26 protein-coding genes and 1 riboswitch are annotated in these 26,612 nt (G+C 74.2%); of the genes, 2 read left to right on the forward strand and 24 right to left on the reverse strand.

Annotated features, from left to right (window positions below; all coding sequences use genetic code 11):
• Positions 1–72 precede the first annotated feature (72 nt).
• Positions 73–208, reverse strand: a riboswitch (FMN riboswitch).
• Between the two features lie 117 nt (positions 209–325).
• From rpe to mihF, 10 genes are read right to left on the reverse strand one after another with little or no spacing between them, the layout of a single operon-like run.
• The gene (rpe, locus tag Cch01nite_RS05435) at positions 326–994 is read right to left on the reverse strand and encodes a ribulose-phosphate 3-epimerase (protein ID WP_203749615.1); all 669 of its coding nucleotides are present in this window, start codon (positions 992–994) and stop codon (positions 326–328) included.
• Positions 995–1,047: 53 nt separating this feature from the next.
• The gene (locus Cch01nite_RS05440; RefSeq protein ID WP_203749617.1) at positions 1,048–2,550 is read right to left on the reverse strand and encodes an RsmB/NOP family class I SAM-dependent RNA methyltransferase; all 1,503 of its coding nucleotides are present in this window, start codon (positions 2,548–2,550) and stop codon (positions 1,048–1,050) included.
• Positions 2,543–3,484 (reverse strand): methionyl-tRNA formyltransferase, encoded by a 942-nt coding sequence (locus tag Cch01nite_RS05445; RefSeq protein ID WP_203749619.1) that lies wholly within the window; start codon positions 3,482–3,484, stop codon positions 2,543–2,545. Before Cch01nite_RS05445 ends, Cch01nite_RS05440 begins: the two co-directional genes overlap by 8 nt.
• Before the next feature lie 51 nt (positions 3,485–3,535).
• The gene (locus Cch01nite_RS05450) at positions 3,536–4,153 is read right to left on the reverse strand and encodes an HAD family hydrolase (RefSeq protein WP_239069923.1); all 618 of its coding nucleotides are present in this window, start codon (positions 4,151–4,153) and stop codon (positions 3,536–3,538) included.
• Positions 4,150–6,246 (reverse strand): primosomal protein N', encoded by a 2,097-nt coding sequence (locus Cch01nite_RS05455; protein WP_203749621.1) that lies wholly within the window; start codon positions 6,244–6,246, stop codon positions 4,150–4,152. Before Cch01nite_RS05455 ends, Cch01nite_RS05450 begins: the two co-directional genes overlap by 4 nt.
• A gap of 52 nt (positions 6,247–6,298) precedes the next feature.
• Complete coding sequence (gene metK, locus Cch01nite_RS05460; RefSeq protein WP_203749624.1) at positions 6,299–7,501, reverse strand: methionine adenosyltransferase; 1,203 nt, start codon at positions 7,499–7,501, stop codon at positions 6,299–6,301.
• Between the two features lie 21 nt (positions 7,502–7,522).
• Positions 7,523–8,734 (reverse strand): bifunctional phosphopantothenoylcysteine decarboxylase/phosphopantothenate--cysteine ligase CoaBC, encoded by a 1,212-nt coding sequence (gene coaBC, locus Cch01nite_RS05465; protein WP_203749627.1) that lies wholly within the window; start codon positions 8,732–8,734, stop codon positions 7,523–7,525.
• Between the two features lie 10 nt (positions 8,735–8,744).
• Positions 8,745–9,008 (reverse strand): DNA-directed RNA polymerase subunit omega, encoded by a 264-nt coding sequence (rpoZ, locus tag Cch01nite_RS05470; RefSeq protein ID WP_203749630.1) that lies wholly within the window; start codon positions 9,006–9,008, stop codon positions 8,745–8,747.
• A gap of 53 nt (positions 9,009–9,061) precedes the next feature.
• Positions 9,062–9,631 carry a guanylate kinase gene (gene gmk / locus Cch01nite_RS05475; RefSeq protein ID WP_203749633.1) on the reverse strand — a complete coding sequence of 190 codons (570 nt, stop codon included), beginning with the start codon at positions 9,629–9,631 and terminating at the stop codon, positions 9,062–9,064.
• A gap of 48 nt (positions 9,632–9,679) precedes the next feature.
• On the reverse strand, positions 9,680–9,991 hold the full coding sequence (gene mihF / locus Cch01nite_RS05480; protein ID WP_203749636.1) for an integration host factor, actinobacterial type: 312 nt from the start codon (positions 9,989–9,991) through the stop codon (positions 9,680–9,682).
• Positions 9,992–10,225: 234 nt separating this feature from the next.
• On the opposite strand from mihF, the gene Cch01nite_RS05485 reads away from it, so the two are divergent.
• A complete protein-coding gene (locus Cch01nite_RS05485; protein ID WP_203749639.1) occupies positions 10,226–10,396 on the forward strand; it encodes a hypothetical protein in 171 nt (56 codons plus the stop codon).
• 305 nt (positions 10,397–10,701) lie between these two features.
• Here Cch01nite_RS05485 and pyrF read toward each other — a convergent pair whose 3' ends face one another.
• From pyrF to pyrR, 7 genes are read right to left on the reverse strand one after another with little or no spacing between them, the layout of a single operon-like run.
• Positions 10,702–11,556, reverse strand: a complete 855-nt coding sequence (gene pyrF / locus Cch01nite_RS05490; protein WP_203749642.1) for an orotidine-5'-phosphate decarboxylase — start codon at positions 11,554–11,556, stop codon at positions 10,702–10,704.
• Positions 11,553–14,891 carry a carbamoyl-phosphate synthase large subunit gene (carB, locus tag Cch01nite_RS05495; protein ID WP_203749645.1) on the reverse strand — a complete coding sequence of 1,113 codons (3,339 nt, stop codon included), beginning with the start codon at positions 14,889–14,891 and terminating at the stop codon, positions 11,553–11,555. Before carB ends, pyrF begins: the two co-directional genes overlap by 4 nt.
• Positions 14,891–16,069, reverse strand: coding sequence for a glutamine-hydrolyzing carbamoyl-phosphate synthase small subunit (carA, locus tag Cch01nite_RS05500; RefSeq protein ID WP_203749648.1), 1,179 nt, complete (start codon positions 16,067–16,069; stop codon positions 14,891–14,893). Before carA ends, carB begins: the two co-directional genes overlap by 1 nt.
• The gene (locus Cch01nite_RS05505; RefSeq protein ID WP_203749651.1) at positions 16,066–16,605 is read right to left on the reverse strand and encodes a PH-like domain-containing protein; all 540 of its coding nucleotides are present in this window, start codon (positions 16,603–16,605) and stop codon (positions 16,066–16,068) included. Before Cch01nite_RS05505 ends, carA begins: the two co-directional genes overlap by 4 nt.
• Positions 16,602–17,924, reverse strand: a complete 1,323-nt coding sequence (locus tag Cch01nite_RS05510; RefSeq protein ID WP_203749654.1) for a dihydroorotase — start codon at positions 17,922–17,924, stop codon at positions 16,602–16,604. Before Cch01nite_RS05510 ends, Cch01nite_RS05505 begins: the two co-directional genes overlap by 4 nt.
• On the reverse strand, positions 17,921–18,949 hold the full coding sequence (locus tag Cch01nite_RS05515; protein WP_203749657.1) for an aspartate carbamoyltransferase catalytic subunit: 1,029 nt from the start codon (positions 18,947–18,949) through the stop codon (positions 17,921–17,923). Before Cch01nite_RS05515 ends, Cch01nite_RS05510 begins: the two co-directional genes overlap by 4 nt.
• Positions 18,946–19,533, reverse strand: a complete 588-nt coding sequence (gene pyrR / locus Cch01nite_RS05520; RefSeq protein ID WP_275407169.1) for a bifunctional pyr operon transcriptional regulator/uracil phosphoribosyltransferase PyrR — start codon at positions 19,531–19,533, stop codon at positions 18,946–18,948. Before pyrR ends, Cch01nite_RS05515 begins: the two co-directional genes overlap by 4 nt.
• 197 nt (positions 19,534–19,730) lie before the next feature.
• Between pyrR and Cch01nite_RS05525 the strand changes: the two genes are divergently transcribed.
• Positions 19,731–22,031 carry a putative bifunctional diguanylate cyclase/phosphodiesterase gene (locus tag Cch01nite_RS05525; protein WP_239069924.1) on the forward strand — a complete coding sequence of 767 codons (2,301 nt, stop codon included), beginning with the start codon at positions 19,731–19,733 and terminating at the stop codon, positions 22,029–22,031.
• Positions 22,032–22,129: 98 nt separating this feature from the next.
• Here the strand turns inward: Cch01nite_RS05525 and nusB are convergent, their stop codons facing one another.
• The 7 genes from nusB to Cch01nite_RS05560 form a co-directional block, all read right to left on the reverse strand.
• Positions 22,130–22,546 (reverse strand): transcription antitermination factor NusB, encoded by a 417-nt coding sequence (gene nusB, locus Cch01nite_RS05530; RefSeq protein ID WP_203749660.1) that lies wholly within the window; start codon positions 22,544–22,546, stop codon positions 22,130–22,132.
• A gap of 1 nt (position 22,547) precedes the next feature.
• Positions 22,548–23,111 (reverse strand): elongation factor P, encoded by a 564-nt coding sequence (efp, locus tag Cch01nite_RS05535; protein ID WP_203749662.1) that lies wholly within the window; start codon positions 23,109–23,111, stop codon positions 22,548–22,550.
• A gap of 135 nt (positions 23,112–23,246) precedes the next feature.
• The gene (locus Cch01nite_RS05540) at positions 23,247–23,720 is read right to left on the reverse strand and encodes a hypothetical protein (RefSeq protein ID WP_203749664.1); all 474 of its coding nucleotides are present in this window, start codon (positions 23,718–23,720) and stop codon (positions 23,247–23,249) included.
• Positions 23,721–23,763: 43 nt separating this feature from the next.
• Positions 23,764–24,366: a hypothetical protein gene (locus Cch01nite_RS05545; protein WP_308439208.1), complete on the reverse strand. Its 603-nt coding sequence runs from the start codon at positions 24,364–24,366 to the stop codon at positions 23,764–23,766.
• A gap of 58 nt (positions 24,367–24,424) precedes the next feature.
• A complete protein-coding gene (aroQ, locus tag Cch01nite_RS05550; protein ID WP_203749668.1) occupies positions 24,425–24,865 on the reverse strand; it encodes a type II 3-dehydroquinate dehydratase in 441 nt (146 codons plus the stop codon).
• Positions 24,866–24,907: 42 nt separating this feature from the next.
• Complete coding sequence (gene aroB, locus Cch01nite_RS05555) at positions 24,908–26,023, reverse strand: 3-dehydroquinate synthase (protein ID WP_203749669.1); 1,116 nt, start codon at positions 26,021–26,023, stop codon at positions 24,908–24,910.
• Positions 26,020–26,586 (reverse strand): shikimate kinase, encoded by a 567-nt coding sequence (locus tag Cch01nite_RS05560; protein WP_203750093.1) that lies wholly within the window; start codon positions 26,584–26,586, stop codon positions 26,020–26,022. The genes aroB and Cch01nite_RS05560 overlap by 4 nt, the downstream gene beginning before the upstream one ends.
• Positions 26,587–26,612: the final 26 nt, after the last annotated feature.

The following is a 26,612-nucleotide window of genomic DNA, read 5'->3' on the forward strand; positions in this document are numbered from 1 at the left end:
GGTGCCGTCAGGGCTCCGGGGGTCGGCGCAGGGAGGACCCGCGCCCACGTCGCACGCCGAAGGCGGACGACGCCACGTACTTCCTCCCATCCGGACTTTCACCGTCGGTCCTGGAGTTCCACCAGGTCAACCGCACCTCCCGTGAGGGACGAGCGGGTCGCGGACTGTCACCGCCGGCTCGGACTTTCACCGACCCCGGAGCACGTGTGTGTGTTCTGTACTGCGCCAACGATCATGCCACACGGCACATTCCCGACCCGGTGACCGTCCGGCCACCGAACAGCGTGCGGCGGCGGAGCGTCGCAGGTCAGGGGCGCGGACGTGCTCAGCTCGCCGGGAGCCCCTGGTCCGCGAGCTCGCGCAGCGCGACGATCTCGGCGGCGACGTCGGGCGCGCCGTACACCGCGGACCCCGCCACGAACACGTTCGCGCCCGCCTCGGCGATCCGCCCGATCGTCGACCGCGAGACACCGCCGTCGACCTGGATCCAGGTGTCGGCGCCCGCTTCGGCGACCGCCCGACGCGCCCGTCGGATCTTCGGCAGCGTGCCCTCGATGAACGACTGCCCGCCGAACCCCGGCTCCACCGTCATCACGAGGATCATGTCGATCTCCGCGAGCAGGTCGAGCAGCGGCTCGACGGGCGAGGCCGGCCGCAGCGCCACCCCGACGCGCACGCCCGCGCCGCGCAGCTCGCGCGCGAGCCGCACCGGGGCCTGCGCGGCCTCGGCGTGGAACGTCACGGACGCGGCACCCGCCTCGGCGTACGTCGGCGCCCAGCGGTCCGCGTCCTCGATCATGAGGTGGACGTCCAGCGGGACGGGCGACACCTCCGCGATGCGCCGCACCACGGGCGGGCCGAGCGTGAGGTTCGGCACGAAGTGGTTGTCCATGACGTCGACGTGGACGAAGTCGGCGGCGGCGATCCTGCCGAGGTCCCGCTCGAGGTTGACGAAGTCGGCGGACAGGATGCTCGGGTTGATCAGCGCGGACACCGGTCCAGCGTATCGGCGGCGTGGGCGCGTCCGCCTGCGCGGGTCGGCTCGCGTCAGGCCGTCCGGCGCAGCAGCGTGAGGTGCATCGCGTCCGTGCCGTGGACGTGCGGCCACAGCTGGACGTCGGTGCGCCCGTCGGGCAGCTCGACGGATCCCGGTGCCAGCTCCCGGACGACGGCCGACGCGTCGACGGGCTCGGCCGCCAGGCCCGCCTTCGCGGCGGCGCGCAGCGCGTCCTTCACGACGAGCTGGGTCTCCACGAGGTGCGGGGAGCAGGTCACGTACGCGACGACGCCGCCCACCCGGACGGCCTGCAGGGCGGAGCCGAGCAGCTCGCGCTGCAGCTGGCCGAGCGGCGCGAGGTCGGCGGGCGTGCGTCGCCACCGCGACTCGGGGCGGCGGCGCAGGGCACCCAGCCCGGTGCACGGTGCATCGACCATCACCCGGTCGAACGCTCCGGGCTCGTCCGTGCCGACGCGGCGGCCGTCGCCGGTCCGGACCTCCTCGACAGCGTCGGACGGGACGGCTCGCAGGGCCTGCTCGACGAGCCGCGCGCGGTGCGGCTGGACCTCGTTCGCGACGAGCCGGGCGCCACGCCCGGCGGCCAGCGAGGCCAGCAGGGCCGCCTTCCCGCCCGGACCGGCGCACAGGTCCAGCCACCGGGTGTCCGGTCCGTCGAGCGGCACGGCCCCGAGGGCGAGCGCGACGACCTGGCTGCCCTCGTCCTGCACGCCGGCGCGCCCGTCGCGGACCGCGCCCACCGCCGCGGGGTCCCCGCCGCCGAGCACCACGGCGGTCGGGGAGACCGTGCCGGCCGTCCCGTCGCCCGCGTCGAGCAGCTCCTGCACCTCCACCAGGCCCGGCCGGGCGACGAGCGTCACCCGAGGGGCGGCGTTGTCGGCCTCGAGCAGGGCCTCGATCTCGTCCGCCGGACGCCCGGCGCCCACGAGCGCCTCGCGCAGGGCGCGGACGACCCACACGGGGTGGCTGTGCAGGACCGCGAGCCGAGCGACCGGGTCGTCGCCCGCCGCGTCGGCGATCCGGCGCTCCCAGCCCTCGACGTCCTCCCGTCCGACGGCCCGGAGCACCGCGTTGACGAACTGCGCGGCACCTGCGCCGACCGTCTCGCGGGCCAGGCCGACGGTCTCCGACACGGCGGCGTGCGGGGGCACCCGCATCCCGAGCAGCTGGTGCGTGCCCAGCCGCAGGAGGTCGAGCACCGGCGGGTCGATCCGGTCGGTCGGCCGGGCCGCGGCCTGCTCGATCACGGCGTCGTACCGGCCACGCAGCCGCAGCGTCCCGTACGCCAGCTCCGTCACGAACGCCGCGTCGCGCCCCCGGATCCCCCGCTCCCGCAGCAGCGGGGGCAGCACGAGGTTGGCGTAGGAGTCGCTGTCGGCGACCGCGCGGAGCACGTCGAACGCGGCACGTCGCGCCGGGTCGCCGCTGCGCCGGCGCTCCGACGGGGCCGTCGTCGACCGCTGCGTGCGGCCCTGCGCGCGGGCCGCGCCTCGCTGCCGTCCTCGCGCGTCGCGACGGTCCGGTCCCTCAGTCATGGTCCGCCCCCAGGACGGTCGTGCCGTCGAGCCGAGCGCCGCGCGCCCAGTCGGCGGCGGCCATCGGACGCTTTCCGGGTGGCGTCACCTCGCCGAGCCGCACGGCGTGCCCGCCCGTGCCGACGAGCACCTCGTGCTTCGTGACCCGCAGCCGACCCGGTCCGAGGTCGTCGACCTCCGGCACCGGGACCACGGGACCGAGCCCGAGGCGTGCACCGTCCGGCAGCGACGTCCACGCACCGGGCGCGGGCGTGCACCCGCGGATGCGCCGGTCGACCGCGTGCGCCGGGTGGGTCCAGCGCACGCGCGCGTCCGCCGCCTCGAGCTTGGGAGCCACGCTCACGCCGTCCGCCGGCTGCGGCACCGGGCTCAGGATGCCGTCCTCGATGCCGTCGAGCGTGCGGACCAGCAGCTCGGCCCCCACGACCGACAACCGGTCGAGCAGCGCCCCCGCGGTGTCCCGCGACCGGACGGTCTCGGTGAGCATGCCGTAGACGGGACCGGTGTCGAGCCCCTCCTCGATGCGGAACGTCGTCGCACCGGTGACCTCGTCGCCCGCGATGACGGCGCGCTGCACGGGGGCGGCCCCCCGCCACGCGGGCAGCACGGAGAAGTGCAGGTTCACCCAGCCGTGCGTCGGGACGTCGAGGACCGCCGCGGGCAGCAGCGCGCCGTAGGCGACCACCGGGGCGGCGTCCACGGCCAGCTCCGCGAGGCGGGCCCGGAAGCCGTCGTCGCGTGGGCTCGGCGGCGTGAGCACCTCGATCCCCGCGTCGGTCGCGGCCACCTTCACGGGGCTCGGCGCGAGCGTCCGCCCTCGACCGGAACGCGCGTCGGGCCGGGTCAGCACCGCCACGACCTCGTGCCGGGAGGCCAGGAGCGCCTCGAGCGACGGCACCGCGGCCGCAGGGGTACCGGCGAAGAGCAGTCGCATGGCGTCGATCCTAGGTGGCCCGGTCCGGATGCTCCGCCGCCGTGCGCGAGGTCAACCCGGCGGCAGGTCGAGGCCGCGCGCGACGAGGTCGGCACGCAGGCGGTCCGCGGACGTGAACACCAGCGAGTCGAAGCCGACGCGGGCGGCCGCCTCGACGTTCGCCGGCGAGTCGTCCGCGAACACCGTCCGGTCCGGGGTGAGCCCGAACCGCACGGCCGTCAGCTCGAAGATCCGCGGGTCCGGCTTGGCGAGGCCGGCCTCACCGGACACGACGACGCCCTCCATCAGGCCGACCGCGGGCGCGACGCGCCCGGCGTGGTGGAACGTCTCGGCCGACCAGTTCGTCAGCCCGACGACCCGCACGCCGGCGTCGAGCAGGTCCCGGACGAGCTGCTCGGTCCCCGGGACCGGACCGGGCAGCGTCTCAGCGAAGTGCTCGACGTACACGTCCAGCGCGTCGACGTGCTCGGGGAACCGTTCGGCCACCTCGGCCCGCGCGTCCGCCCAGCTCCGGCCCGCGTCCTGGCGGTGGTTGAACGCGGCGAAGTCGACGTCGGCGAAGAACGCGTCGACCGCCGACCGCTCCATCCGCCCGACGAACGGCAGGTACGGGTCCCAGGCGAGCACGACGTTGCCCAGGTCGAGGACCACGGCCTCAGGTGCGGTCACGACAGGTCCGTCGGGTCGAGCTGCACCCGTACCGTGCCGCCCTCGCGCCGGGCGCTGCGGACCGAGAGCGAGGCCGCCAACGACCGGGCGAGCGCCTGCCCCTGCGCGCGTGGCACGCGCAGGAGCGCGCGCACCTCCGGCTCGAGGGCGCCCACCGCCGAGCGCTCGGCAGCCCGCGCACCCGTGACCGGCACCGGCCCGAGCACCTCGACGTCGTCGACCCGCTCGACCACGGCGGCGACCGCGTCGCGAGGCCCGGTGACCGACGCGACCCGGACCGCAGGAGGCAGCCGCAGCTCGGCGCGCTCGTCGAGCTCGCGCGACGCGAGACCGACCGGGTCCCAGCGCACGAGCGCCTGCGCCGCGCGCTCGGGCGCGTCGCCCACGAGCAGCACCTGCCCGCCGTCCGCGGACGACCGGACGAGCGCGGCCGCGGCGAGCCACCGCCGGACGGCGTCCTCGGCCGCACCGAGGCCCTGACCCGCGCTCGTCGCCGCGTCGAGGAGCACCGCGGCCGCGTACCCCGACGGGGCGACCGGCTCGGCACCGGGCGTCGCGACGACGAGCGCGGGGACGTCGCGCACCGACGCGAGCACTCCCCCGGCCGCCCGCGCCCCCGACACCCGCACGGGAACCCCGGGGAACGCGCGCCCCAGCTCCTCCGCGGTCCGTTGGGACCCGACCTGCACCGAGCGCAACGTGCCCGCCCCGCACTCGTCGCACCGCCAGCCCGTCGCGAGCCGCCCGCACCACCCGCAGGTGGGCGTGCCGTCCGCGGAGGCGATGCCGAGCGGGCCGTGGCAGGTGGCGCACCGGGCGGACGCCCGGCACCGTCCGCACGCGACGACCGGCAGGTACCCGGCGCGGGGCACCTGCACGAGCACCGGACCTGCGGCGAGCCGGTCGCGGATCGTGCGCCACGCCGGCGTGGGCAGGCGCGCCGCCGCGGCGGGGCCCTCGCGCGCGAGCTCGGTGGAGTTGAGGGCGAGCACCCGGGCGGTCCGCGACCGGGTCGCCGCGCGGTCGGCGACGACCTCACGCGCCCACCCGCTCGCGACGAGCGACTGCGCCGGCACGGTGCGGCCGTGCGCGCCCACGAGGAACGCGCAGCCCTCGAGCTCGGAACGCAGCGCCAGCACCTCACGGACGTGCGGGTACGGCGCGCGCGGCTCCGCGTGCAGGCCGTCCCCGTCGTCCCAGCAGACCACCAGCCCGAGGTCGCGCACCGGCGCGAACGCCGACGCACGCGTGCCGACCACGACCTGCGCCCCGCCGCGCAGCGCCGCGAGGAACGCCCGGTACCGCACGGCCGGCCCGTCGTCGGCCGTGAGCCGGACGGCGCCGTGCGGCCTGTCCGCGGCCCAGCGCGGCACACCGGCGGCGTCGAGGGCGTCCAGGACGCGCTCGACGTCACGCGCGTCCGGCACCACGACGAGCGCGCCCCGGCCTCCGAGCACGCACGCCGCGACGGCCTGGGCGATCGCGTCCGTCCACCGCTCACCAGGGGCCCCCGGCAGCGCCGTCCACACCGCCCGCGGCGCACCGCCGGACGTCACGTGCTGGAGGAAGGCGGGACCGCCGCGGAACGCCGTCCACGCCGACGCCGACGCGTGCGGGACGAGCGGCCCGGCCGCCTCACCGACCGGCTCCCCCTCGACCCGGGCGTGCCGGGGCGGGACCGCGAGCCGCAGCACGTCGACGAGCGTGCCCGCCCACCGGTCCGCGACCGCACGGGCCAGCCGCGCGACGGCCGGCGTGAGCACCGGAAGCGCAGACACGACCCGCCGCAGCGGCAGCAGCTCACCGTCGTGCTCGGCCGTCTCGACCCGTTCGAGCACGTACCCGTCGACGTCCTGCCGGCCGAACCGCACCTTGACCCGGCTCCCGGCGACCGCGCTCTGCGCCATGCTCGCCGGCACCGCGTACTCGAACGGCCGGTCCAGGTGCGCCGGCGGCAGGTCGATCGCGACCCGCGCGACGGGAAGGTGCTCGGCGAGCGGCTGACCACCCGTCGCCGCCCGCACGCGCCGACGAACCCGAGGAGCGGGCAGCCCGTCGAGCACGAGCTGCTCGCCGCCGTCCGTCACCTCCACGCGCCCATCACACCACCCGGGACCCTCGCGGGACGACGGGCTGCCGGGGCGATCAGCCGACCGCGGACCGCAGGTCGTCGACCCGGTCCGTCCGCTCCCAGGTGAACTCGGGGAGCTCGCGCCCGAAGTGGCCGTACGCGGCGGTGCGGCGGTAGATCGGGCGCAGCAGGTCCAGGTCGCGGATGATCGCGGCCGGGCGCAGGTCGAAGACCTCCCGGATCGCGGCCGTCAGGCGCGCCTCGGGGACGGTCGCGGTGCCGAACGTCTCGACGTAGAGGCCCACCGGGTGCGCCTTGCCGATCGCGTAGGCGACCTGCACCTCGCACCGGCGGGCGAGACCCGCGGCGACGACGTTCTTCGCGACCCACCGCATCGCGTACGCGGCCGACCGGTCCACCTTTGACGGGTCCTTGCCCGAGAACGCGCCGCCGCCGTGCCGAGCGATGCCGCCGTACGTGTCGACGATGATCTTGCGGCCGGTCAGGCCGGCGTCACCCTGCGGTCCGCCCACGACGAACGTGCCCGTGGGGTTCACGAGGAGCCGGTGCCCGGCGGCGTCCAGGTCGAGCGACGCCAGGACGGGCGCGACGACGAGCTCGGCGATCGCCGGGCGCAGCGTCGACTCGAGCTGCACGTCCGGGTCGTGCTGCGTCGACAGGACCACCGTGTCCACGGAGACGGCACGGTCGCCGTCGTAGCCGATCGTCACCTGCGTCTTGCCGTCGGGCCGCAGACCCGGCAGCACACCCTCCTTGCGGACCTGGGCCAGCCGCTCCGCCAGACGGTGCGCGACCCAGATGGGCAGCGGGAGCAGCGTCGGGGTGTCGTCCGAGGCGTACCCGAACATCAGGCCCTGGTCCCCGGCGCCCTGCAGGTCGAGCGGGTCCATGTCGGACGTGTCCTCGCGGACCTCGATGGCCTTGTCGACACCGGCCGCGATGTCGGGCGACTGCTGGCCGATCGACACCGACACCCCGCAGGACTCCCCGTCGAAGCCGATGTGCGAGGACGTGTACCCGATGCCCCGGACGACCTCGCGGACCACCTGCGGGATCTCCACGTACGCGCTGGTGGTGACCTCGCCGGCGACGTGCACGAGGCCCGTCGTCACCATCGTCTCGACCGCGACGCGGGCCTGCGGGTCCTGGTCGAGGATCGCGTCGAGGATCGCGTCGGAGATCTGGTCACAGACCTTGTCCGGGTGCCCCTCGGTCACGGACTCGGACGTGAACAGGCGCAGGCTCGGCTCGGTCATGGCCGACAGCGTAACGGCCGATCAGGGCCGGATGACGCCATGTTCAGATGCTGCCAGGACCGCGTCCCACACGGCGTGCGCCACGTCGTCCTTCGACCCGGCGAACCGGGCGACGAGTTCGCCCGTGCCGTCGAGCACGACGACCTCGTTGGTCTCCGCCCCGAAGCCCTTCCCGTCGCCGACGGGGTTCACGACGAGCAGGTCCGCTCCCTTGCGTGCGGCCTTCGCCCGGCCGTGGTCGAGGACGGAGCCCTCGTCGTCGCCGGTCTCCGCGGCGAACCCGACCACGAGCTGCCCCGGCCGAGGCCGGTCGCGCGCGAGCTCGGCGAGGATGTCGGTCGTCTGCACGAGCTCGAGCGGCGGCGCCGAGCCGTCCGCGCGCTTCTTGATCTTCGAGGCGACGATCGTGGCCGGGCGGTAGTCGGCGACGGCGGCGGCCATCACGACGACGTCGGCGACCTTCGCGGCCGTCCGGACGGCGTCCCGCAGCTCGGCGGCGGTCTCGACCTGCACCACGTCGACACCGGGCGGCGCGGGCACCGACATGTTGGCGGCGACGAGCGTGACCTGGGCGCCTCGGGCGAGCGCGGTCCGCGCGAGCGCCACACCCTGACGGCCCGACGAGCGGTTGCCGAGGAAGCGCACGGGGTCGAGGGGCTCGCGGGTGCCTCCCGCGGAGACGACGACGTGACGACCGGCGAGGTCGCGAGGACCGACCAGCGCGAGCGCCGCAGCCGCGATCGCCTCAGGCTCGGGCAGCCGGCCCGGGCCCGTGTCGGCGCCGGTCAGCCGCCCGGACGCCGGCTCGAGCACGTGCACGCCCCGCGCACGCAGGGTCGCGACGTTCGCGACGGTGGCCGGGTGCTGCCACATCTCGGTGTGCATCGCGGGCGCCATCAGCACCGGGCAGCGCGCGACGAGGAGCGTCGCCGTCAGCAGGTCGTCCGCGCGACCCGTCGCGGCACGCGCCAGCAGGTCGGCGGTCGCGGGTGCCACGATCACGAGCTCGGCCTGCTGACCGACGGCCACGTGCGCGACCTGGTCGACGTCCTCGAAGACGTCGGTCGTCACCGGCTGCCCGGACAGGGCCTCCCACGTCGCGCGGCCCACGAACTCGAGCGCCGCGGGCGTCGGCACGACACGCACGTCATGGCCGCCCTCCCGGAGCTGTCGCAGCAGGAGGACGGCCTTGTAGGCGGCGATGCCGCCCGCGACACCGAGGACGATCCGCATGGGCGGAGGATCAGCCCTCCGTGGCCTCGGAGGTCAGCAGGCCCGCGTCGATCTCACGCATCGCGATCGAGAGCGGCTTCTCCTGCGGACGCGTCTCCACGAGGGGGCCGACGTACTCGAGCAGGCCCTCGTTGAGCTGCGAGTAGTACGCGTTGATCTGGCGGGCGCGCTTCGCCGAGTACAGCACGAGGGCGTACTTGGAGTCGGCGCGCTCGAGCAGCTGGTCGATCGGCGGGTCGGTGATGCCCGTGGGGGCGGCAACGGTTCCGGACACGATGGTCTCCGTACGTCAGGGGGTGGGTCTCGGGCGAGAGGTCTGGGTCGATCCTACCTGGTCGGGATTCCCATCACCTCGACCAGGGCGTCCGTCGCCCGGTGCACGTCGTCGTTGACGATCACGTGGTCGAACTCCGACTCGGCGGCGAGCTCGACGCGCGCCGTCTCCAACCGGCGCTCGCGCTCCTCCGCGTCCTCGGTGCCCCGCCCGACGAGCCGGCGCACGAGCTCGTCGAACGACGGCGGCGCGAGGAAGACGAAACGCGCGTCGGGCATCGACTCGCGCACCTGCCGGGCACCCTGCAGGTCGATCTCGAGCAGCGCGGGCTCACCGGCCGCCAGCCGCTCCTCGACCGGTCTGCGCGGCGTGCCGTACCGGTTGCGACCGTGCACCACGGCCCACTCGAGCAGGTCGCCGCGTGCGGCCATGCGCTCGAACTCGTCGACCGACAGGAAGTGGTAGTGCACCCCGTCGATCTCCCCCGGCCGCGGTGAGCGCGTCGTCGCGGACACCGACAGCCAGACCTGTGGGTAGCGGGCGCGGATGTCGGCGGACACCGTGCCCTTGCCGACGGCGGTAGGTCCGGCGAGAACGGTAAGCCGGGCGGGCGTCGTCGTCATGTGTGGTGCTGTACTCCTCGTGGCGCGCGGTCGTCGGCGACCGGCGCGTCACCCGAAGCGCTCGACCAGGGCCTGCACCTGGTGCGGGCCGAGCCCGCGCACCCGCCGGGTGTCGGAGATACCGATCTCCGACATGATCGCACGCGCCTTGACCTTCCCGACGCCCGGCAGCGACTCCAGGAGCGCGACGACCTTGAGCTTGCCGATCGTCTCGTCCTGGCGCCCTTGCTCGATGACCTCGGAGAGCGTGCCCTGCGAGTACTTGAGGCGGTTCTTCACCTCGGCTCGGGCCTGCCTCGCGGCGGCGGCCTTCTGGAGCGCTGCGGCTCGTTGTTCGGGAGTCAGCGGAGGGAGAGCCACGCGCGTCACCTTCTCGTCAGTGGGCCGTCGATCCACGTGAGATGCGCGGGACCGTGACAACGAAACTAGCGAGCAGGACCCGCCTCGGCAACGCGGGCGCGCGGGACGGGGTCGTTGCGACCTGCACAGACGCCCGGACGGGCGACCTGCGCGCCGTGGTCCTGCGGCACCGGACGACGGGGAGGCCCTTGTACGCTGCGCGACGTACAGGCCGTCGGGATTGTCGGGAATGCCGTGGTCGTCGTCGGCACCCTCGTCTGCACCGCGTTCCTGATCCACCCGCGCCGGCGGGGCGACGTCCGCCGATGGCCGTGGATCAGCATCGGCATCATCGGCCTGACGGCCGTCGTGACCGCGCCGGCGCTCGTGTCGCCGGACCTGCTGGCGGTGCTGCGGCGGGACTGACGGGTTGCTCTCGGGCGAGGTGTGGCGGCTCGTCGACCGCCGTGTTCGGGGTCATGGGCGGGATCCTCGCCCACGTCGTTCGCCACCGCGCCCATCCGTCCGTGCGCGCACCGGTCGTGGTGGTCGCGTGCGTCGCGCTCGGCGGCGCGGTGGTGCTGACGGCGTCCCGCGACGGGCACGGGGTCGGCGTGCTGGTCGGTGCCCTGACGTCGCTGACGACGACCGGCCCGGCGCCGCGGCGGGCGTCGGGCCGGTCGTTCAGCCGCGCGTGGGCCGGTCAGGCCGCCACGAGGTGTGCCGGGGCGTCAGGACGGGCGCAGGGCCGCCGTGGCCTCCTCGGCGGCGCGGACCGCTGCGGCGCGCAGCGCCGCGACGTCCGGTCCGGCGGCGAGCACGCCACGCGACGACGAGGCGAGCACCTGGTGCCGTGCCGCGCCGAACACCGCCGCGAGCTCGCGAGCACCCGCCCCCTGGGCACCGACGCCCGGTGCGAGCAGCGGCCCGTTGACCCGCGTCAGGTCCGTGCCGGTCCGATCGGCGGCGTCGCCGACCGTCGCCCCGACCACGAGGCCGACCGACCCGAGCGGGTCGGCACCGGCGTTGATCGCGGCGGCGCGGGCGGCGATCGCGGCGGCGACGCTCACCCCGTCCTCCGTGCGGGCGTGCTGCACCTCGTGCCCCTCCTTGTTGGAGGTCAGGCACAGCACGAACAGGCCGCGGCCGGTGGCGAGCGCCAGGTCGACCGCGGGGTCGAGCGACCCGAAGCCGAGGTACGGCGAGACCGTCAGGGCGTCGCCGGCGAGCGGGGACCCGTCGCGCAGGTAGGCGTCGGCGTAGCCCTCCATCGTCGAGCCGATGTCGCCGCGCTTGGCGTCGACGACGACGAGCGTGCCCGTCTCCCGGCCGGCGGCCACGACCTCCTCCAGGACGGCCACGCCCGCCGAGCCGTGCCGCTCGAACAGCGCGGACTGCGGCTTGACGGCCGCGACCCGGCCGCCGACGGCGTCCAGCACCGTGAGCGCGAAGCGCCTCAGCCCGGCCGCGTCGTCGGTGAGGTCCCACGCGGCGAGCAGCGACGGGTGAGGGTCGATGCCGACGCAGAGCGGGCCGCGGGAGTCCATCGCGGCCGCGAGACGCGCGCCGAACGACGGGCGGCTCACGCGACGACCGCCTGCCGACGGGCCTCGCGCCGTGCCACGGCCGCCGCGTCGTGCTCCTGCAGGCTCGTCACCGAGAACGGGCCCGCCTGGGCCGCCTCGATGGCCTGCACGGCCGCACCGAGCTGCTGGACCGTCGTCACCATCGCCTTGTCGGCGGCGACGGCCGCGGCGCGGATCTCGTAGCCGTCGGCACGGGCACCCTGGCCCGAGGGCGTGTTGACGATCATGTCGACGTCGCCCGAGGTGATGAGGTCGACGATCGTCGGCTCCCCCGCGGGCCCGCGGCCCGACGAGTGCTTGCGCACGACCGTCGAACGGATGCCGCTGCGGTGCAGGACCGCGGCGGTGCCCTCGGTGGCGAGGATCTCGAAGCCGAGCTCCGCGAGCCGCTTCACCGGGAACACGATCGAGCGCTTGTCCCGGTCGGCGACCGAGATGAACGCGCGACCGCCCGTCGGCAGGCCGCCGAACGCCGCGTCCTGCGACTTCGCGAACGCCGTCGGGAAGTCGACGTCGAAGCCCATGACCTCGCCCGTGGAGCGCATCTCCGGGCCGAGGACGGTGTCGACGACCACGCCCTCCTTGGTGCGGAACCGCTTGAACGGCAGCACGGCCTCCTTGACGGCGACCGGCGAGTCGAGGTCGACGACCGACGCGTCCTGCTCCGGGAGGATCCCCGCGGCGCGCAGGTCCGCGATGGACCGGCCCGCCATGACCAGGGCCGCTGCCTTGGCGAGCGAGACGCCGGTCGCCTTGGAGACGAACGGCACGGTGCGCGACGCGCGCGGGTTGGCCTCGAGGACGTAGAGCACGTCGGAGACGAGCGCGAACTGGATGTTGAGCAGCCCGTGCACGCCGACGCCGCGGGCGATCGCCTCGGTGGACAGGCGGATCCGCTCAAGCTCGGCGTTCGACAGCGTGACGGGCGGCAGGGCGCACGCCGAGTCGCCGGAGTGGATGCCGGCCTCCTCGATGTGCTCCATGACACCGCCGAGGAACAGCTCGGTGCCGTCGAACAGCGCGTCCACGTCGATCTCGATCGCGTCGTCGAGGAAGCGGTCGATGAGCAGCGGCGGGAGGGTGCCCGCGCGCCCGCCGTCCGCCGCGTTCTCCAGCGCGCGCTCGACATAGCCGGTGAGCTGGTTCTGGTCGTAGACGATCTCCATGCCGCGGCCGCCGAGCACGTACGACGGGCGCACGAGCACCGGGAAGCCGATGCGCTGCGCCGTCTCGCGGGCCCCCGCGAGCGTGGTGGCCGTGCCGAAGGCCGGGGCGGGCAGGCCGGCGGCGGCGAGCACCTTGCCGAACTCCCCACGGTCCTCCGCCGCGTCGATGGCCTGCGGCGACGTGCCGAGGATCGGCAGCCCGGCGTCCTGCAGGCGCTGCGCGAGCGACAGCGGCGTCTGGCCGCCGAGCGTGACGATGAGCCCCGCCACGGGACCGGCGGCGAGCTCGGCGGTGTAGACCTCGAGCACGTCCTCGAACGTGAGCGGCTCGAAGTACAGCCGGTCGGAGGTGTCGTAGTCCGTGGAGACGGTCTCGGGGTTGCAGTTGACCATCACGGTCTCGTACTCGCCCTTGAGCGCCAGCGCGGCGTGCACGCACGAGTAGTCGAACTCGATGCCCTGGCCGATGCGGTTCGGGCCCGAGCCGAGGATGAGGATCGCCGGGCGGGTGCGCGGCTGGACCTCGGTCTCCTCGTCGTACGACGAGTAGTGGTACGGCGTCTGGGCGGCGAACTCGGCGGCGCACGTGTCGACCGTCTTGAACACCGGGCGCAGGCCGACCGCGTGCCGGGTGCCGCGGACGGCGTCCTCGGACGTGCGGCGGAGCTGGGCGATCTGCGCGTCGGACAGGCCGTGCCGCTTGGCGTGCGCGAGCACCTCGCGGGTCAGCGCCTCGGCGTCCGCGGTGGCCTGGGCGACCTCGTTGATGAGCTGGACCTGGTCGAGGAACCACGGGTCGATGCCCGTGCGCTCGTAGACCGTCTCGATCGAGACCCCGGCGCGCAGCACCTGCTGGACGTCGATGAGCCGCCCCTCGGTGGGCCGCGCGATGGTCTCGACGAGCCGGTCCAGGGCCTCGCCCGTCGCCGGCTGGCCGTCCCAGTGGAAGACGGAGCCCTTCTTGTCGATCGACCGCATCGCCTTGCCGAGCGCCTCGGTGAAGTTGCGGCCCAGGGCCATCGCCTCGCCGACCGACTTCATGGTGGTCGTCAGCGTGTCGTCGGCGGCCGGGAACTTCTCGAACGCGAACCGCGGCACCTTGACCACGACGTAGTCGAGCGTCGGCTCGAACGACGCGGGCGTGGAGCCCGTGATGTCGTTCGGGATCTCGTCGAGCGTGTAGCCGACCGCGAGCTTCGCGGCGATCTTCGCGATCGGGAAGCCGGTCGCCTTCGACGCGAGGGCCGAGGAGCGCGACACGCGCGGGTTCATCTCGATGACGACGACGCGGCCCGTGTCGGGCTCGACCGCGAACTGGATGTTGCAGCCGCCGGTGTCGACGCCGACCTCGCGGATGACCGCGATGCCGATGTCGCGCAGCTTCTGGAACTCGCGGTCCGTCAGCGTGAGCGCGGGCGCGACGGTGACGCTGTCGCCCGTGTGCACGCCGACCGGGTCGACGTTCTCGATCGAGCAGACGACCACGACGTTGTCGTGCTTGTCGCGCATGAGCTCGAGCTCGTACTCCTTCCAGCCGAGGATCGACTCCTCCAGGAGCACCTCGGTGGTCGGCGAGTAGTGCAGGCCCTGGCCGACGATCCGGCGCAGGTCGGCCTCGTCGTACGCGATGCCCGAGCCGAGGCCGCCCATGGTGAACGACGGGCGCACGACGACCGGGTAGCCCAGGTCCTCGACGGCCGCCAGCGCGTCCTCGATGGTGTGCACGATCGCGGAGCGGGCGCTCTCGCCGCCGCAGACCTCGACGACCTGCTTGAACTGCTCGCGGTCCTCGCCCTTCTGGATGGCGGGGATGTTCGCGCCGATGAGCTCGACGTCGTACTTCTCGAGCACGCCGGCCTCGTCGAGGGCGATCGCCGCGTTGAGGGCCGTCTGGCCACCCAGCGTCGGCAGAATCGCGTCCGGGCGCTCCTTGGCGATGATCGTGGTGAGGACCTCGGTGGTGATCGGCTCGACGTACGTCGCGTCGGCGAACTCCGGGTCCGTCATGATCGTGGCCGGGTTGGAGTTCACGAGGATGACCCGCAGGCCCTCCTCCTTGAGCACGCGGCACGCCTGCGTCCCCGAGTAGTCGAACTCGCAGGCCTGGCCGATGACGATCGGGCCGGACCCGATCACCAGGACGCTGGAGATGTCTGTGCGGCGGGGCATCAGGCGGCACCCTTCTGGTCGTTCATGAGGTCGAGGAAGCGGTCGAAGAGGTAGGCGGCGTCGTGCGGGCCGGCCGCGGCCTCGGGGTGGTACTGGACGCTGAACGCCGGCAGGTCCAGGGCGCGCAGGCCCTCGACGACGTCGTCGTTGAGGTCGACGTGCGACACCACGACCCGGCCGTACCGGCCGCCGTCGTGCGGCGCGACGCTCTCGCCGTCCAGCGGAGCGTCCACCGCGAACCCGTGGTTGTGCGCCGTGATCTCGACCTTGCCCGTGGCGCGGTCGATGACCGGCTGGTTGACCCCGCGGTGGCCGTAGCCCAGCTTGTACGTGCCGAACCCGAGGGCGCGGCCGAGGAGCTGGTTGCCGTAGCAGATGCCGAAGAACGGGATCCGCCGGTCGAGGACCTCGCGCAGCAGGTCGATCTCGTGCGTCGCGGCCCCCGGGTCACCGGGGCCGTTCGAGAAGAACACGCCGTCCGCCTCGGTGGCCAGGACGTCGTCGATCGACGCCGTCGACGGCAGGACGTGCACGCGGATGCCGCGCTCGGCCATCCGCTGCGGCGTCATCGCCTTGATGCCGAGGTCGACGGCGGCGACGGTCGCGACCGGCGTGCCGAGCGGCTCGCCGTCCGGACCGAGCGCCTCGACGACGTAGGCGGTGTCCGTCGACACCTCGCCCGCGAGGTCGGCGCCCGCCATCGCCGGGGCGGCGAGCACCTCGGTGAGCAGCTCGTCGTCCGGACGGCGGTCGCCGCCACCGTCGACGAGCGCGTCGCCGGAGAAGATGCCGGCGCGCATCACGCCGAGCTCGCGCAGGTGACGGGTCAGCGCACGGGTGTCGATGCCGCTGATCCCCACGATGCCCTGCGCCGCGAGGTCGTCGTCGAGGGTGCGGCGCGAGCGCCAGTTCGACGCCCGGCGGGCGGGGTCGCGCACCACGTACGCGGCGACCCAGATGCGGGCCGACTCGGGGTCGTCGTCGTTCACGCCGGTGTTGCCGATGTGCGGCGCGGTCATCACGACGATCTGGCGGTGGTACGACGGGTCGGTCAGGGTCTCCTGGTACCCAGTCATGCCGGTGTTGAAGACGATCTCGCCGAGCGTCGAGCCGGTGGCGCCGTACGCCTGCCCGGTGAAGGTCCTGCCGTCCTCGAGGACGAGCACTGCGTCTGTCATGGCTTCTCCTCCTGCCCGGGCGTCCCGGGCGTCACGTCGATGAGTGCGGCGACCGCCTCGACCAGCCGGGGGCGGTCGGCGGCGTGCCGCGGGCGCAGGCCGGTGTCCAGCCCGCGCGGGTCGTCAGGGTCGGCCTGCCAGGTCAGCACCACGAGGCCCTCGCCGCCGACGACCTTCCCGGCCATGCCGGGCGCCGTCGTCGCACCGCGCAGCGCCGCGGCCGGGACGAACACGTCGGGAGCACCGGTGCGACCGATCCGCACGCCGGCGTCGAACACCTCCACGGTGGCGGGGCTGCGCACCCCGAGCCCGTGGGCCGGGACCCGGTCGAGCCAGTCCCCCGCCCGGGTGGTCGACACGTACACGGCGTCGAGCGGGCCGAGGCGAGCGGTGCCGAGCCCGGCGGGGGCCTCCGGGAGCGCCGGGACGACGCCCTCGGAGCGTCGTCGTCGACCGCGCCAGCCGATCCACATGCCGCCGAGCGCGAGGACGACGAGCAGCACCAGGATCGCGACCGAGACCTCGGTCCTCGTCATCCGCGCACCACCACGCTCTCGTCGCACGGCGAGCCGTCGAGGACCGTCGCCCGTCCCCGCAGGAACGTGGCGATCACGCAGCCCGACAGGTCACGGCCGCGGAACGGCGAGTTCACGCTCTTCGTCGCCTGCTGCTCGGGCTCGACCGTGCGGCGCGCGGCCGGGTCGACGAGCACCAGGTTGGCCGGCTCGCCGACCGCGATGGGCCGGCCGTGGTCGTCGACCCGCCCGATGCGCGCCGGGGCGAAGGACATCACGCGCGCGACGTCCGCCCAGGTCATCCGGCCGGTGTCGACCATCGTCTCCTGCACCACCGAGAGCGCCGTCTCGAGACCGGTCATGCCGAAGGCGGCGGCCGCCCACTCGCAGTCCTTGTCCTCACGCGTGTGCGGCGCGTGGTCGGTCGCGACGATGTCGATCGTGCCGTCGGCCAGGCCTGCGCGCACCGCCTCGACGTCGCGCTGCGTGCGCAGCGGCGGGTTGACCTTGAACACCGGGTCGTAGCCGCGGGCCAGCTCGTCGGTCAGCACGAGGTGGTGCGGGGTGACCTCCGCCGTCACGTCGATGCCGCGGGACTTGGCCCAGCGGATGATCTCGACCGACCCCGCCGTCGACAGGTGGCACACGTGCAGGCGGGAACCGACGTGCTCGGCGAGCAGCACGTCGCGGGCGATGATCGCCTCCTCCGCGACGGCCGGCCACCCTGCCAGCCCGAGCTCGGCCGAGACGACGCCCTCGTGCATCTGCGCGCCGTCGGTGAGCCGCGGCTCCTGCGCGTGCTGAGCGACGACGCCGTCGAACGCCTTGACGTACTCGAGCGCGCGCCGCATCACGACCGGGTCGTGCACGCACTTCCCGTCGTCCGAGAACACGCGGACCTGGGCCTGCGACTCGGCCATCGCACCGAGCTCCGCGAGCCGCTCGCCCTCCAGGCCGACGGTCACCGCACCGACCGGGTGCACGTCGACCCAGCCGGCCTCGCGGCCCAGGCGCCAGACCTGCTCGACGACGCCCGCGGTGTCCTGGGTCGGCGTCGTGTTCGCCATCGCGTGCACCGCGGTGAAGCCACCCAGGGCGGCCGCGCGGGTGCCCGACCGGATCGTCTCGGCGTCCTCCCGGCCCGGCTCACGCAGATGGGTGTGCAGGTCGACGAGACCCGGCAGGAGCACGAGGCCGTGGCAGTCGAGGATCGTCGCGTCGTCCCCCGCCTCCGACGCGGCGGCCTCGCCGATCACGGCGATCACGCCGTCCGCGAGCAGGACGTCCGTCGGCTCGCCGCCGAGCGGTGCCACGTCTCGCAGCAGGTACCTCGTGCTCACGCGTCCACCTTCGTCTCGTTCGTCGTGCTGGTCGGGGTGCTCACCGGGGTGCTGGCGGCGGCGTCGCCGCCTGCGAGCAGCAGGTACAGGACGGCCATGCGCACCGCGACGCCGTTCGCGACCTGCTCCACGATCACGGCCCGCGGCGAGTCCGCCGCGTCCGCCGAGATCTCCAGGCCGCGGTTCATCGGCCCCGGGTGCAGCACGATCGCGTGCTCGGGCAGCGAGGCCAGACGACGGGCGTCCAGGCCGTAGCCACGCGTGTACTCGAGCGGGCTCGGGAAGAACCCGCCCCCCGCGCTCGACATCCGCTCCCGCTGGACGCGCAGCATCATGATCGCGTCAGGCTTGTCGTCCGCGATCGCCTCGTCCAGGTGGTAGGACACCCGCGCCGGCCACGCCTCGACACCGACCGGCACGAGCGTGGGAGGGGCGACGAGCGTGACCTCCGCCCCGAGCGTGTGCAGGAGCTGCACGTTGGAGCGGGCGACCCGGCTGTGCAGCACGTCCCCGACGATCGCGACGCGCAGACCGGTGAGGTCGCGGCCGGACACGTCGGCCCGCCCGCCGTCCCCGACGAGGTGGCGTCGCAGCGTGTACGCGTCGAGCAGGGCCTGCGTCGGGTGCTGGTGCGTGCCGTCGCCCGCGTTCACGACCGAGCCGGTGGTCCAGCCGCCGTGCGCGAGCGTGTGCGGGGCCCCCGAGGCGTGGTGCCGGATGACGACCGCGTCCGCGCCCATCGCCTGCAGCGTGAGGGCCGTGTCCTTGAGGGACTCGCCCTTCGAGACGCTCGAGCCCTTGGCCGAGAAGTTGATGACGTCCGCCGAGAGCCGCTTCGCCGCCGTCTCGAACGAGATCCGCGTGCGCGTCGAGTCCTCGAAGAAGAGGTTCACGACCGTGCGGCCGCGCAGCGTGGGCAGCTTCTTGATCTCGCGGGCCTGCGTCGCCGCCATCTGGCCCGCCGTGTCGAGGATGCGGACGGCCTCGGCGACGTCGAGGTCCGCCGTGGACAGCAGGTGCCTCACCGGGCGCCCCCTTCGATGAGGACCGCGTCGCGGCCGTCGGTCTCGTCGAGCAGCACCCGGACCCGCTCCTGCACCGACGTCGGCAGGTTCTTGCCGACGAAGTCCGCGCGGATCGGCAGCTCACGGTGGCCCCGGTCGACGAGCGCCGCGAGCTGGACCGCGCGAGGACGGCCCAGGTCGCTGATCGCGTCGAGCGCCGCGCGGATCGTGCGGCCGGAGAACAGCACGTCGTCCACCAGCACGACGACCTTGCCGTCGATGCCGTCGCCCGGGATGTCGGTCGCGCCGATGCTGCGGGTCGGGTGGTGGGCGAGGTCGTCGCGGTACATCGTCACGTCGAGGCTGCCCACCAGCGCGTCCGCGTCGAGACCCGCCTCGACGGCGACGAGCCGGGTCGCCAGCCGCCGAGCCAGCGGGAGGCCGCGGGTGGGGATGCCGAGCAGGACGACGTCGGCGCCGCCCTTGTTGCGTTCGAGGATCTCGTGCGCGATGCGCGTGAGCGCCCGGCCGATCTCGGGGGCGCCGAGGACGACATTCGCGTCGTCCGTGCGTCCGTCGGTGGACGCGGACATGCCTGTGCTCATCCGAGCGACTCCTTCCCCGCCTCACAGGACGGGTCTTAAAGGAACGTCTGGTGTCCCGCCACCCTACCGTGCGGGCGCGGGCGACCCCGCGCTCGTCCAGGTGCGGCGTCCGTCACGTCGTGGCGTGCGGACCGGCACCGACACGCGTCACCCGGATGCCACTCATATCGGACTCACAGGCAGCCGATGAGACAGTCGTGCTCGGGTCCGTACCGGTGTGGGTCACCGTCCTCCAGCTGCTCACCGCAGGTCTGGTCGGCGGTTTCGCCGTGCTCCAGTGGGTGTGGTGGCGCGACGGCATCAGCCGGGCGGAGGCCACCTGGTCGATGGCCTGGTCCGTCGACATCTGCCTGATGCTCCTGGCAGGCGGCCTCTACGCCGTGGCCCCCTCCGGGGTGGTGCGCGAGGTCCTCGTCTTCGCGCACTCCTTGCTCCTCGGCGGCTTCCTGCTCCTCGCCCTCCCCGCGACCCGCGCGCTCGGCCGGGGGCCCTCGGTGCGCTGGTGGATGATCGCGACGGCCGCTCTGCTCGTCGTGCGTGCCGTGCTGTGGTGGACCCCGCTCGACGGCTCGCGCGACGCGGCCCCCAGCCCGCTCGCCGTCGCCCTGCTCCTGACCCCCACCGCCGTCGTCGTCGCGTACGTCGTCGTCGCGGTCGGGCGCACCCGGCTCACCGCCCTCGGCGCCCTGCTCGTCACGGCCGGCGCCGAGTCGCTCGGCCTCATGACCCTCGGCATCGTCATGCCCGGTCACGTCGTCTCCACGCGGGCCACCGCGCTGTGGGCCGTCCCGCTCGCCCTCGGGCTCCAGGCGCTCGGCCTCGTCCGGCTCCGCCAGGCGCAGCACGCCGCCCGCCGCCAGCACCGGATGCGTGACTCGCTCGCCGCGCTCTCGAACACCGCGTGGTTCGCGAAGGACGCCGACGCGCTCCTCCTCAAGGCCCGCGACGACGTCCGAGCGGTGCTCGGCGACGAGACCATCGAGGGGTCGCTGCGCCCGATCTCCCACGGCCGCTACGTCGCCGAGCTCTTCTCCCCCGCCAAGGTCGAGCACGGCCCGCGCGAGCGCGCGTTCCTCGTCGACATGGCCCAGCTCGTCGCCACGGCGGCCGAGCGGTACCACCTCACCGACCGGCTCAACCAGACGGCCTTCGCGGACCCGCTCACCGGGCTGCCGAACCGGCGTTCCGTGCAGCGTCACCTGGCCGACATGCTCGACCGCGCGAACGTCGAGCGCACGCGGGTCTCGCTCGTCTACTGCGACCTCGACGGCTTCAAGCGGGTCAACGACGTGCTCGGCCACTCCGCCGGCGACGCGATGCTCATGCGTGTCGCGGACTACCTGCGCAGCATCGCCACCGGCGAGGACACGTTCGTCGGGCGGCTCGGCGGCGACGAGTTCGTCATGGTCGTCTCACGGGCGCCGCAGGACGTGGACCTCGTCGTGCTGGCCCGCCGGATCCGCGAGGGGTTCATCGACCGCGCGCTCGGCAGCCGGCCCGCGCGGCTCACCGTCGGTGTCGCCACCTGGGTGCCCGGCGACATCGTCGACGCCGACGCGCTCGTGTCCCACGCCGACACCGCGATGCTCGAGGCGAAGCGCTCCCGGACCGGGTTCCGGGTGTTCGACCGCGCCCTGCGCCGCCGGGTCGAGGCCGACCGGCACCGCCGGGTCGCGCTCGAGACCGCCGTCGAGGACGGCCACTTCACCGCGTACTACCAGCCGGTCGTCGACGCCCGCACCCTCGAGGTGGTCCAGGTCGAGGCGCTGGCCCGCTGGGACCACCACGGCCACCTCATCCTGCCCGCCGACTGGCTCGAGCTCGCGGAGGAGTCCGGCCTCATCGTGCCGATCGGCCTGTCGGTGCTCTCGCACGCCCGCAGGTCGCTGGAGCGGTTCCAGGTCCCCGTCGCCGTGAACATCGCAGCCCGCCAGCTCGCGGAGCCCGACGCGCTCGAGCAGATCGAGACCGCCTGGGGCGACGCGTACTGGGAGCACCTGACGCTCGAGATCACCGAGAGCGCGCTCGTCAGCACCTCGACCGCGGTGCCGGTGCTGTCCGAGCTGCGGGCCCGGGGCGTCCAGATCGCCGTCGACGACTTCGGCACCGGGTACAGCTCGATGTCCCGCCTGTCGCGGCTGCCCGTCGACTCGCTCAAGATCGACCGCTCGTTCGTCCGCGACGTCGGCACGGAACGCGGTCAGGGGGTCGTGCGGGCGATCATCGCGCTCGCCGAGACCCACGGGCTCGACGTCGTCGCCGAGGGCGTCGAGCAGGCCTCCGACCTCACCGTCCTGGTCGACCTCGGTGTCGGCCGGGTGCAGGGCAACTTCCTCGGCCGGGCGGCGCCGAACCTGCCCGTGCGCGGGCCGCGACCGGTCACCGAGGCGATCCCCGTCGTCCCCGACCGGCCGCACAACGTCCGGCCGATCGGCGTCCCCCGCCCCGCTCCCGCACCCGAGGGCGGCCGGGTCGGGGTCGCACGCCGCACCCGCTGACCACCCGCTGACCCACCCGTCGACGACACCCCTCGAACGCACGACGCCCGCCCGCACCGACCGGGTCGGCACGAGCGGGCGTCGGACCTGCTGGTGGGTCAGGCGAGCAGCGTCGGCTTCAGGTCGACGATCCGGCCGAGGAGGCCGTTGACGAACGCCGGGGAGTCGTCCGTGGACAGGTTCCGCGCGAGCTCGACGGCCTCGTCCACCGCGACGGCGTCGGGGACGTCGTCGTTGAACAGGACCTCCCACGTGCCGAGCCGCAGGATCGCCCGGTCGACGGCCGGCATGCGCTCGACCGTCCACCCGTGCGCGTGCGTCGCGAGCAGCTCGTCGATGCGCTCCTGGTGCGCCACGACACCCTCGACGAGGTCCACGGCGTACTGCGGCAGCGCCGCCTCCGTGCCGGGCTCGGTGATGCGCTCGGCGAGCAGCGTCACCGGCTCCAGCCCGCGCTGGTCCGCCTCGAAGAGGACGTCGAGGGCCCGCTTGCGGGCCTTGCTCCGAGCAGCCACCTCAGTCGTTCACACGGCCCAGGTAGCTGCCGTCGCGCGTGTCCACCTTGACCTTGGTGTTGGCCTCGAGGAACAGCGGGACCTGGATCTCGTAGCCGGTCTCGAGCGTGGCGGGCTTGGTGCCGGCCGACGAGCGGTCGCCCTGCAGGCCGGGCTCGGTGTAGGTCACCTCGAGGACGACCGACGGCGGCAGCTCGACGTAGAGCGGCACGCCCTCGTTCGTGGCGACCATCGTGCTCTGGTTCTCGAGGAGGAAGTGCGCGGCGTCCCCGACGGTCGCCTCCGAGACGTGGAGCTGGTCGAAGGTGTCCGTGTCCATGAACACGAAGTCCTCGCCGTCCTTGTAGAGGTACTGGTAGTCGCGCTTGTCGACGTTCGCCGTCTCGACCTTGAGGCCGGCGTTGAACGTCTTGTCGACGACCTTGCCGGACAGGACGTTCTTGAGCTTGGTGCGGACGAACGCGCCACCCTTGCCGGGCTTGACGTGCTGGAATTCGATGACGGTCCACAGCTGGCCGTCGATCTTCAGCACGATGCCGTTCTTGAGGTCGTTGGTGGTCGCCACGATCGTCGCTTCCTGTCGAGGGTTCTGAGCATCAGGCGGTCCGCCGGTGCGTGCTGGCAGCTGAGCAGCTCGTGCACGAGGGCCGGTCCGGCCGCAGACCGCCGATCATCCTACCGTGGCTCGCGTGCTGCCTCGTCAGGCGACCAGCAGCGCGGCCCCGTACCCGACGGCCGCCGCCCAGAACAGCGAGGCGAGCGTCCCGATCACGAACCGCTCGGACGCCCCGGGGTTCTCGCGGAGCTCGGGGTACCGGCCCAGACCCTTGACGGCGACGACGACGGCGATCCCTTCGGGCTGCCCCACCAGCATGCACGCCGTCACGGCCAGCCGTTCGAGCACGCCGACCCACGTCCCGCCGCGCAGCACCGCGCGTGCCCCGAGGCCCTCGGGGCCGTCGGACACGGCGAGCGGCGTGATGACCGGCTGGTCCGCGGGGTCCTGCCCGGCCCCGCGGGCGTGCGCGGGCGGGCGTCGCGGGTCGCCGCTCGGGGCCCCGGCGTCGGCCGACCGGGCGGCGAGGCGCAGGACGCCCATGACGACGAACCAGCCGCCGACGGTCGACACGACGAGCGCCAGCACCACGAGGGCGGCGACGAGGGCTGCGGGCACGCGGGGCTCCTGTCGTTCGGGTCACCGGGCCGCGGGTCGACGGTCAGGCGCCGCGATCCTCCCGCACGCCTTCGGCGAGCGCCAGCAGCCGCGCGGCGGCACGTCGGGCCGCCTGCTCCTCCGTCCACAGGGCGGTGCGGAGCCGCTGGCTGACCGCCTGCTGCGACACGCCCAGCGACGCCGCCACGACCTCCTGCCGGACCTCCCCCGCGGACATCGCGTCCGCGACGACCCAGCCCGCCTCCGAGCGGCGGGCCGCCACGGCGGCGACGAGCACGAGCACCGCCTCGGCGTCCCGGCCGGCGCCGTCGTCGAAGCCACGCACGGCGAGCGGGACCGTGCGGGCGCGGCTCTTCGCCGCCTCGACGGCGGCGCGTGCGAGGACGAACGCGGGGCCGCCCGCCGCGCGGGCCGAGGCGGGCAGCGGCTCGTCCACGGGGCCGACGCCGATGCCGACGCTCCACCCGCCGGTCCGCAGCACCCGCAGGGCCACGTCGACCGCCTCGGCCGGGTCGTCGTAGACGCCCTGCACCTCGTCGCCGACGGTCCGTTCGAACGTCCGGACGGCGCGGCCGGGGTCGAGGTCGTGCAGCAGCTCGTCGACGCGGTCGCCGACCCGACGGCTGCCCCGCTGGTCGATGGTCATGACGATCACGACGACAAGGATCCACCCTTGTGCTTCGATACACAAGGGAAAGGGCTTGTTACTGGCGACCGGCGATCGCGGCCAGGGCCAGCCGGTAGGAATCCAGCCCGAACCCCGCCACCGTCCCCGTCGCCACCGGCCCGATCACCGACACGTGCCGGAACGCCTCCCGCGCGTACGGGTTGGTGATGTGCACCTCGACCAGCAGCAGCCCGGCCTTCGTCACCTGCGCCGCGGCATCCCGCAGCGCGTACGAGTAGTGCGTGAACGCCGCCGGGTTGAGGACCACGTGCGCGCGCGTGTCGACCGCCTCGTGCAGCCAGCCCACCAGCTCCGACTCCTGGTCCGTCTGGCGCACCTCGACCTGGACACCCGCGTCCGCGCCCCACTTCTCCGCCGCGGCCGCCAGGTCCTCGTACGACGCGGACCCGTACACGTCGGGCTCACGCACCCCGAGCCGGCCGAGGTTGGGACCGTTGAGCACGAGCACACGCATCATGAGACGCAGCCTAGGCGACCGTCGACCCCCTGGATGCGCCCGCTACAGCGAGATGGCCCGTGTCGGCGCCGGCGCCCCCTCGCTCACCTCGGCGTACGCCGCCGCGAGCAACGTCGGGTCGGGCCCCTCGAGGCGCACCGGGCGACCGATCTCCTCGAGCACGACGAACCGCAGCAGGTCGCCCCGCGTCTTCTTGTCCCGGCGCATCGCCGTCAGCAGCTGCTCCCACCGGTCACCCCGGTACGCGGTCGGCAGGCCGAGGGACGTCAGGACGGAGCGGTGACGCTCGACGACCTCGTCCGGGAGCCGGCCCGCCAGGCGCGCGAGCTCCGCGACGAACACCATGCCGACGGACACCGCGGCGCCGTGCCGCCATTGGAACCGCTCGACCTGCTCGATCGCGTGCCCGAACGTGTGCCCGTAGTTGAGGATCTCCCGCAGCCCCGCCTCCCGCAGGTCCTCCCCCACGACCCGGGCCTTCACCGCGACCGCCCGCTCGATCAGCTCGGCCAGCACGTCCGACGACGACGCCGCCACCGGGTCGGTGAGCAGCGCGGTGTTCTCCTCGACGAGCTCCAGGATCCGCGGGTCGGCGATGAAACCGCACTTCACCACCTCGGCCAGGCCGGCGACGAAGTCGTGGCGCGGCAGCGACTCGAGCGACGCGAGGTCGCACAGCACGCCCGCGGGCGGGTGGAACGCCCCCACGAGGTTCTTGCCCTCCGCGGTGTTGATGCCCGTCTTGCCGCCGACCGCCGCGTCGACCATGCCGAGCACCGTGGTCGGCACCTGCACCACCCGCACGCCGCGCAGCCACGTCGCCGCGACGAACCCCGCGAGGTCCGTCGTCGCGCCCCCGCCGATCCCGACGATCGCGTCGGTCCGCGTGAACCCCGCCTGACCCAGGACCCCCCACAGGAACGCCGCCACCTGCGCCGTCTTCGCCTCCTCGGCGTCCGGCACCTCGGCGGCGTACGCCTCGTACCCCTGCGCGAGCAGGTCCTCCCGGATCGCGTCCGCGGACGTCGCCAGCGCGGCCGGGTGCACGACGAGCACCCGCCGCACACCGTCGCCGAGCAGGCCCGGCAGCTCGCCGAGCAGGTGCCGCCCGATCAGGACGTCGTAGGGCTGCTCCCCCGCCACGCGCACCGTCGTCATGCCTCGCTCCCGTCCGCGGCGGCGCACCGAAGAGCCGCCAGCTCCTGCTCGATCAGCACGGCCACGTCGGCCGGCCGCAGCCCGTCGGTCAGCACGCGCACCGTCGCGACCTGCTCGTACACCGGACGCCGCGCCTCCATGAGCGCCTGCCACTGCGCCCGGGGGTTGCCGAGCAGCAGCGGACGCGACTGGTTGAACCCCACCCGGGGCGCCGCGTGCGCCAGCGTCACGTCCAGGAACACCACGACCCCGCCGTCCGCCCGGTACGACGCCAGCGCCGTCTGCGTGTCGGCGTGGAGGACGGCGCCGCCACCGAGGGCGAGCACGCCGTCGTGCTCGGCGAGCGCCCGCAGCACCGCGTCGCGCTCCAGCGCACGGAAGTGGGGCTCGCCGTCGTCGACGAAGATCTCGGCGATGGGCTTGCCGGCGGCGGTCTCCACGTCGGTGTCCGTGTCCCGGGCGGCGAGCTGCCACCGGTCCGCCAGGGCCGCCGCGACCGTCGACTTGCCGGAACCGGGTGGGCCCACCAGGACGATGCGCGGGCGCTGCGGGGTCGGGAGCATCTCAGGCACGCAGGAAGGCTAGCCGT

It is taken from the genome of Cellulomonas chitinilytica (assembly GCF_016862675.1).
Lineage (GTDB): Bacteria > Actinomycetota > Actinomycetes > Actinomycetales > Cellulomonadaceae > Cellulomonas > Cellulomonas chitinilytica.

Coding starts and splice junctions, on each gene's coding strand:
- aroB (WP_203749669.1), bottom strand. CDS start 26,023: ATGACGACGGTGCGCGTGGCGGGGGAGCAGCCCTACGACGTCCTGATC.
- coaBC (WP_203749627.1), bottom strand. CDS start 8,734: ATGCGGATCGTCCTCGGTGTCGCGGGCGGCATCGCCGCCTACAAGGCC.
- aroQ (WP_203749668.1), bottom strand. CDS start 24,865: ATGATGCGTGTGCTCGTGCTCAACGGTCCCAACCTCGGCCGGCTCGGG.
- Cch01nite_RS05445 (WP_203749619.1), bottom strand. CDS start 3,484: ATGCGACTGCTCTTCGCCGGTACCCCTGCGGCCGCGGTGCCGTCGCTC.
- Cch01nite_RS05440 (WP_203749617.1), bottom strand. CDS start 2,550: ATGACTGAGGGACCGGACCGTCGCGACGCGCGAGGACGGCAGCGAGGC.
- metK (WP_203749624.1), bottom strand. CDS start 7,501: ATGACCGAGCCGAGCCTGCGCCTGTTCACGTCCGAGTCCGTGACCGAG.
- Cch01nite_RS05545 (WP_308439208.1), bottom strand. CDS start 24,366: ATGACCATCGACCAGCGGGGCAGCCGTCGGGTCGGCGACCGCGTCGAC.
- pyrR (WP_275407169.1), bottom strand. CDS start 19,533: ATGAGCACAGGCATGTCCGCGTCCACCGACGGACGCACGGACGACGCG.
- gmk (WP_203749633.1), bottom strand. CDS start 9,631: ATGACGACGACGCCCGCCCGGCTTACCGTTCTCGCCGGACCTACCGCC.
- carB (WP_203749645.1), bottom strand. CDS start 14,891: ATGCCCCGCCGCACAGACATCTCCAGCGTCCTGGTGATCGGGTCCGGC.
- carA (WP_203749648.1), bottom strand. CDS start 16,069: ATGACAGACGCAGTGCTCGTCCTCGAGGACGGCAGGACCTTCACCGGG.
- Cch01nite_RS05560 (WP_203750093.1), bottom strand. CDS start 26,586: ATGCTCCCGACCCCGCAGCGCCCGCGCATCGTCCTGGTGGGCCCACCC.
- Cch01nite_RS05505 (WP_203749651.1), bottom strand. CDS start 16,605: ATGACGAGGACCGAGGTCTCGGTCGCGATCCTGGTGCTGCTCGTCGTC.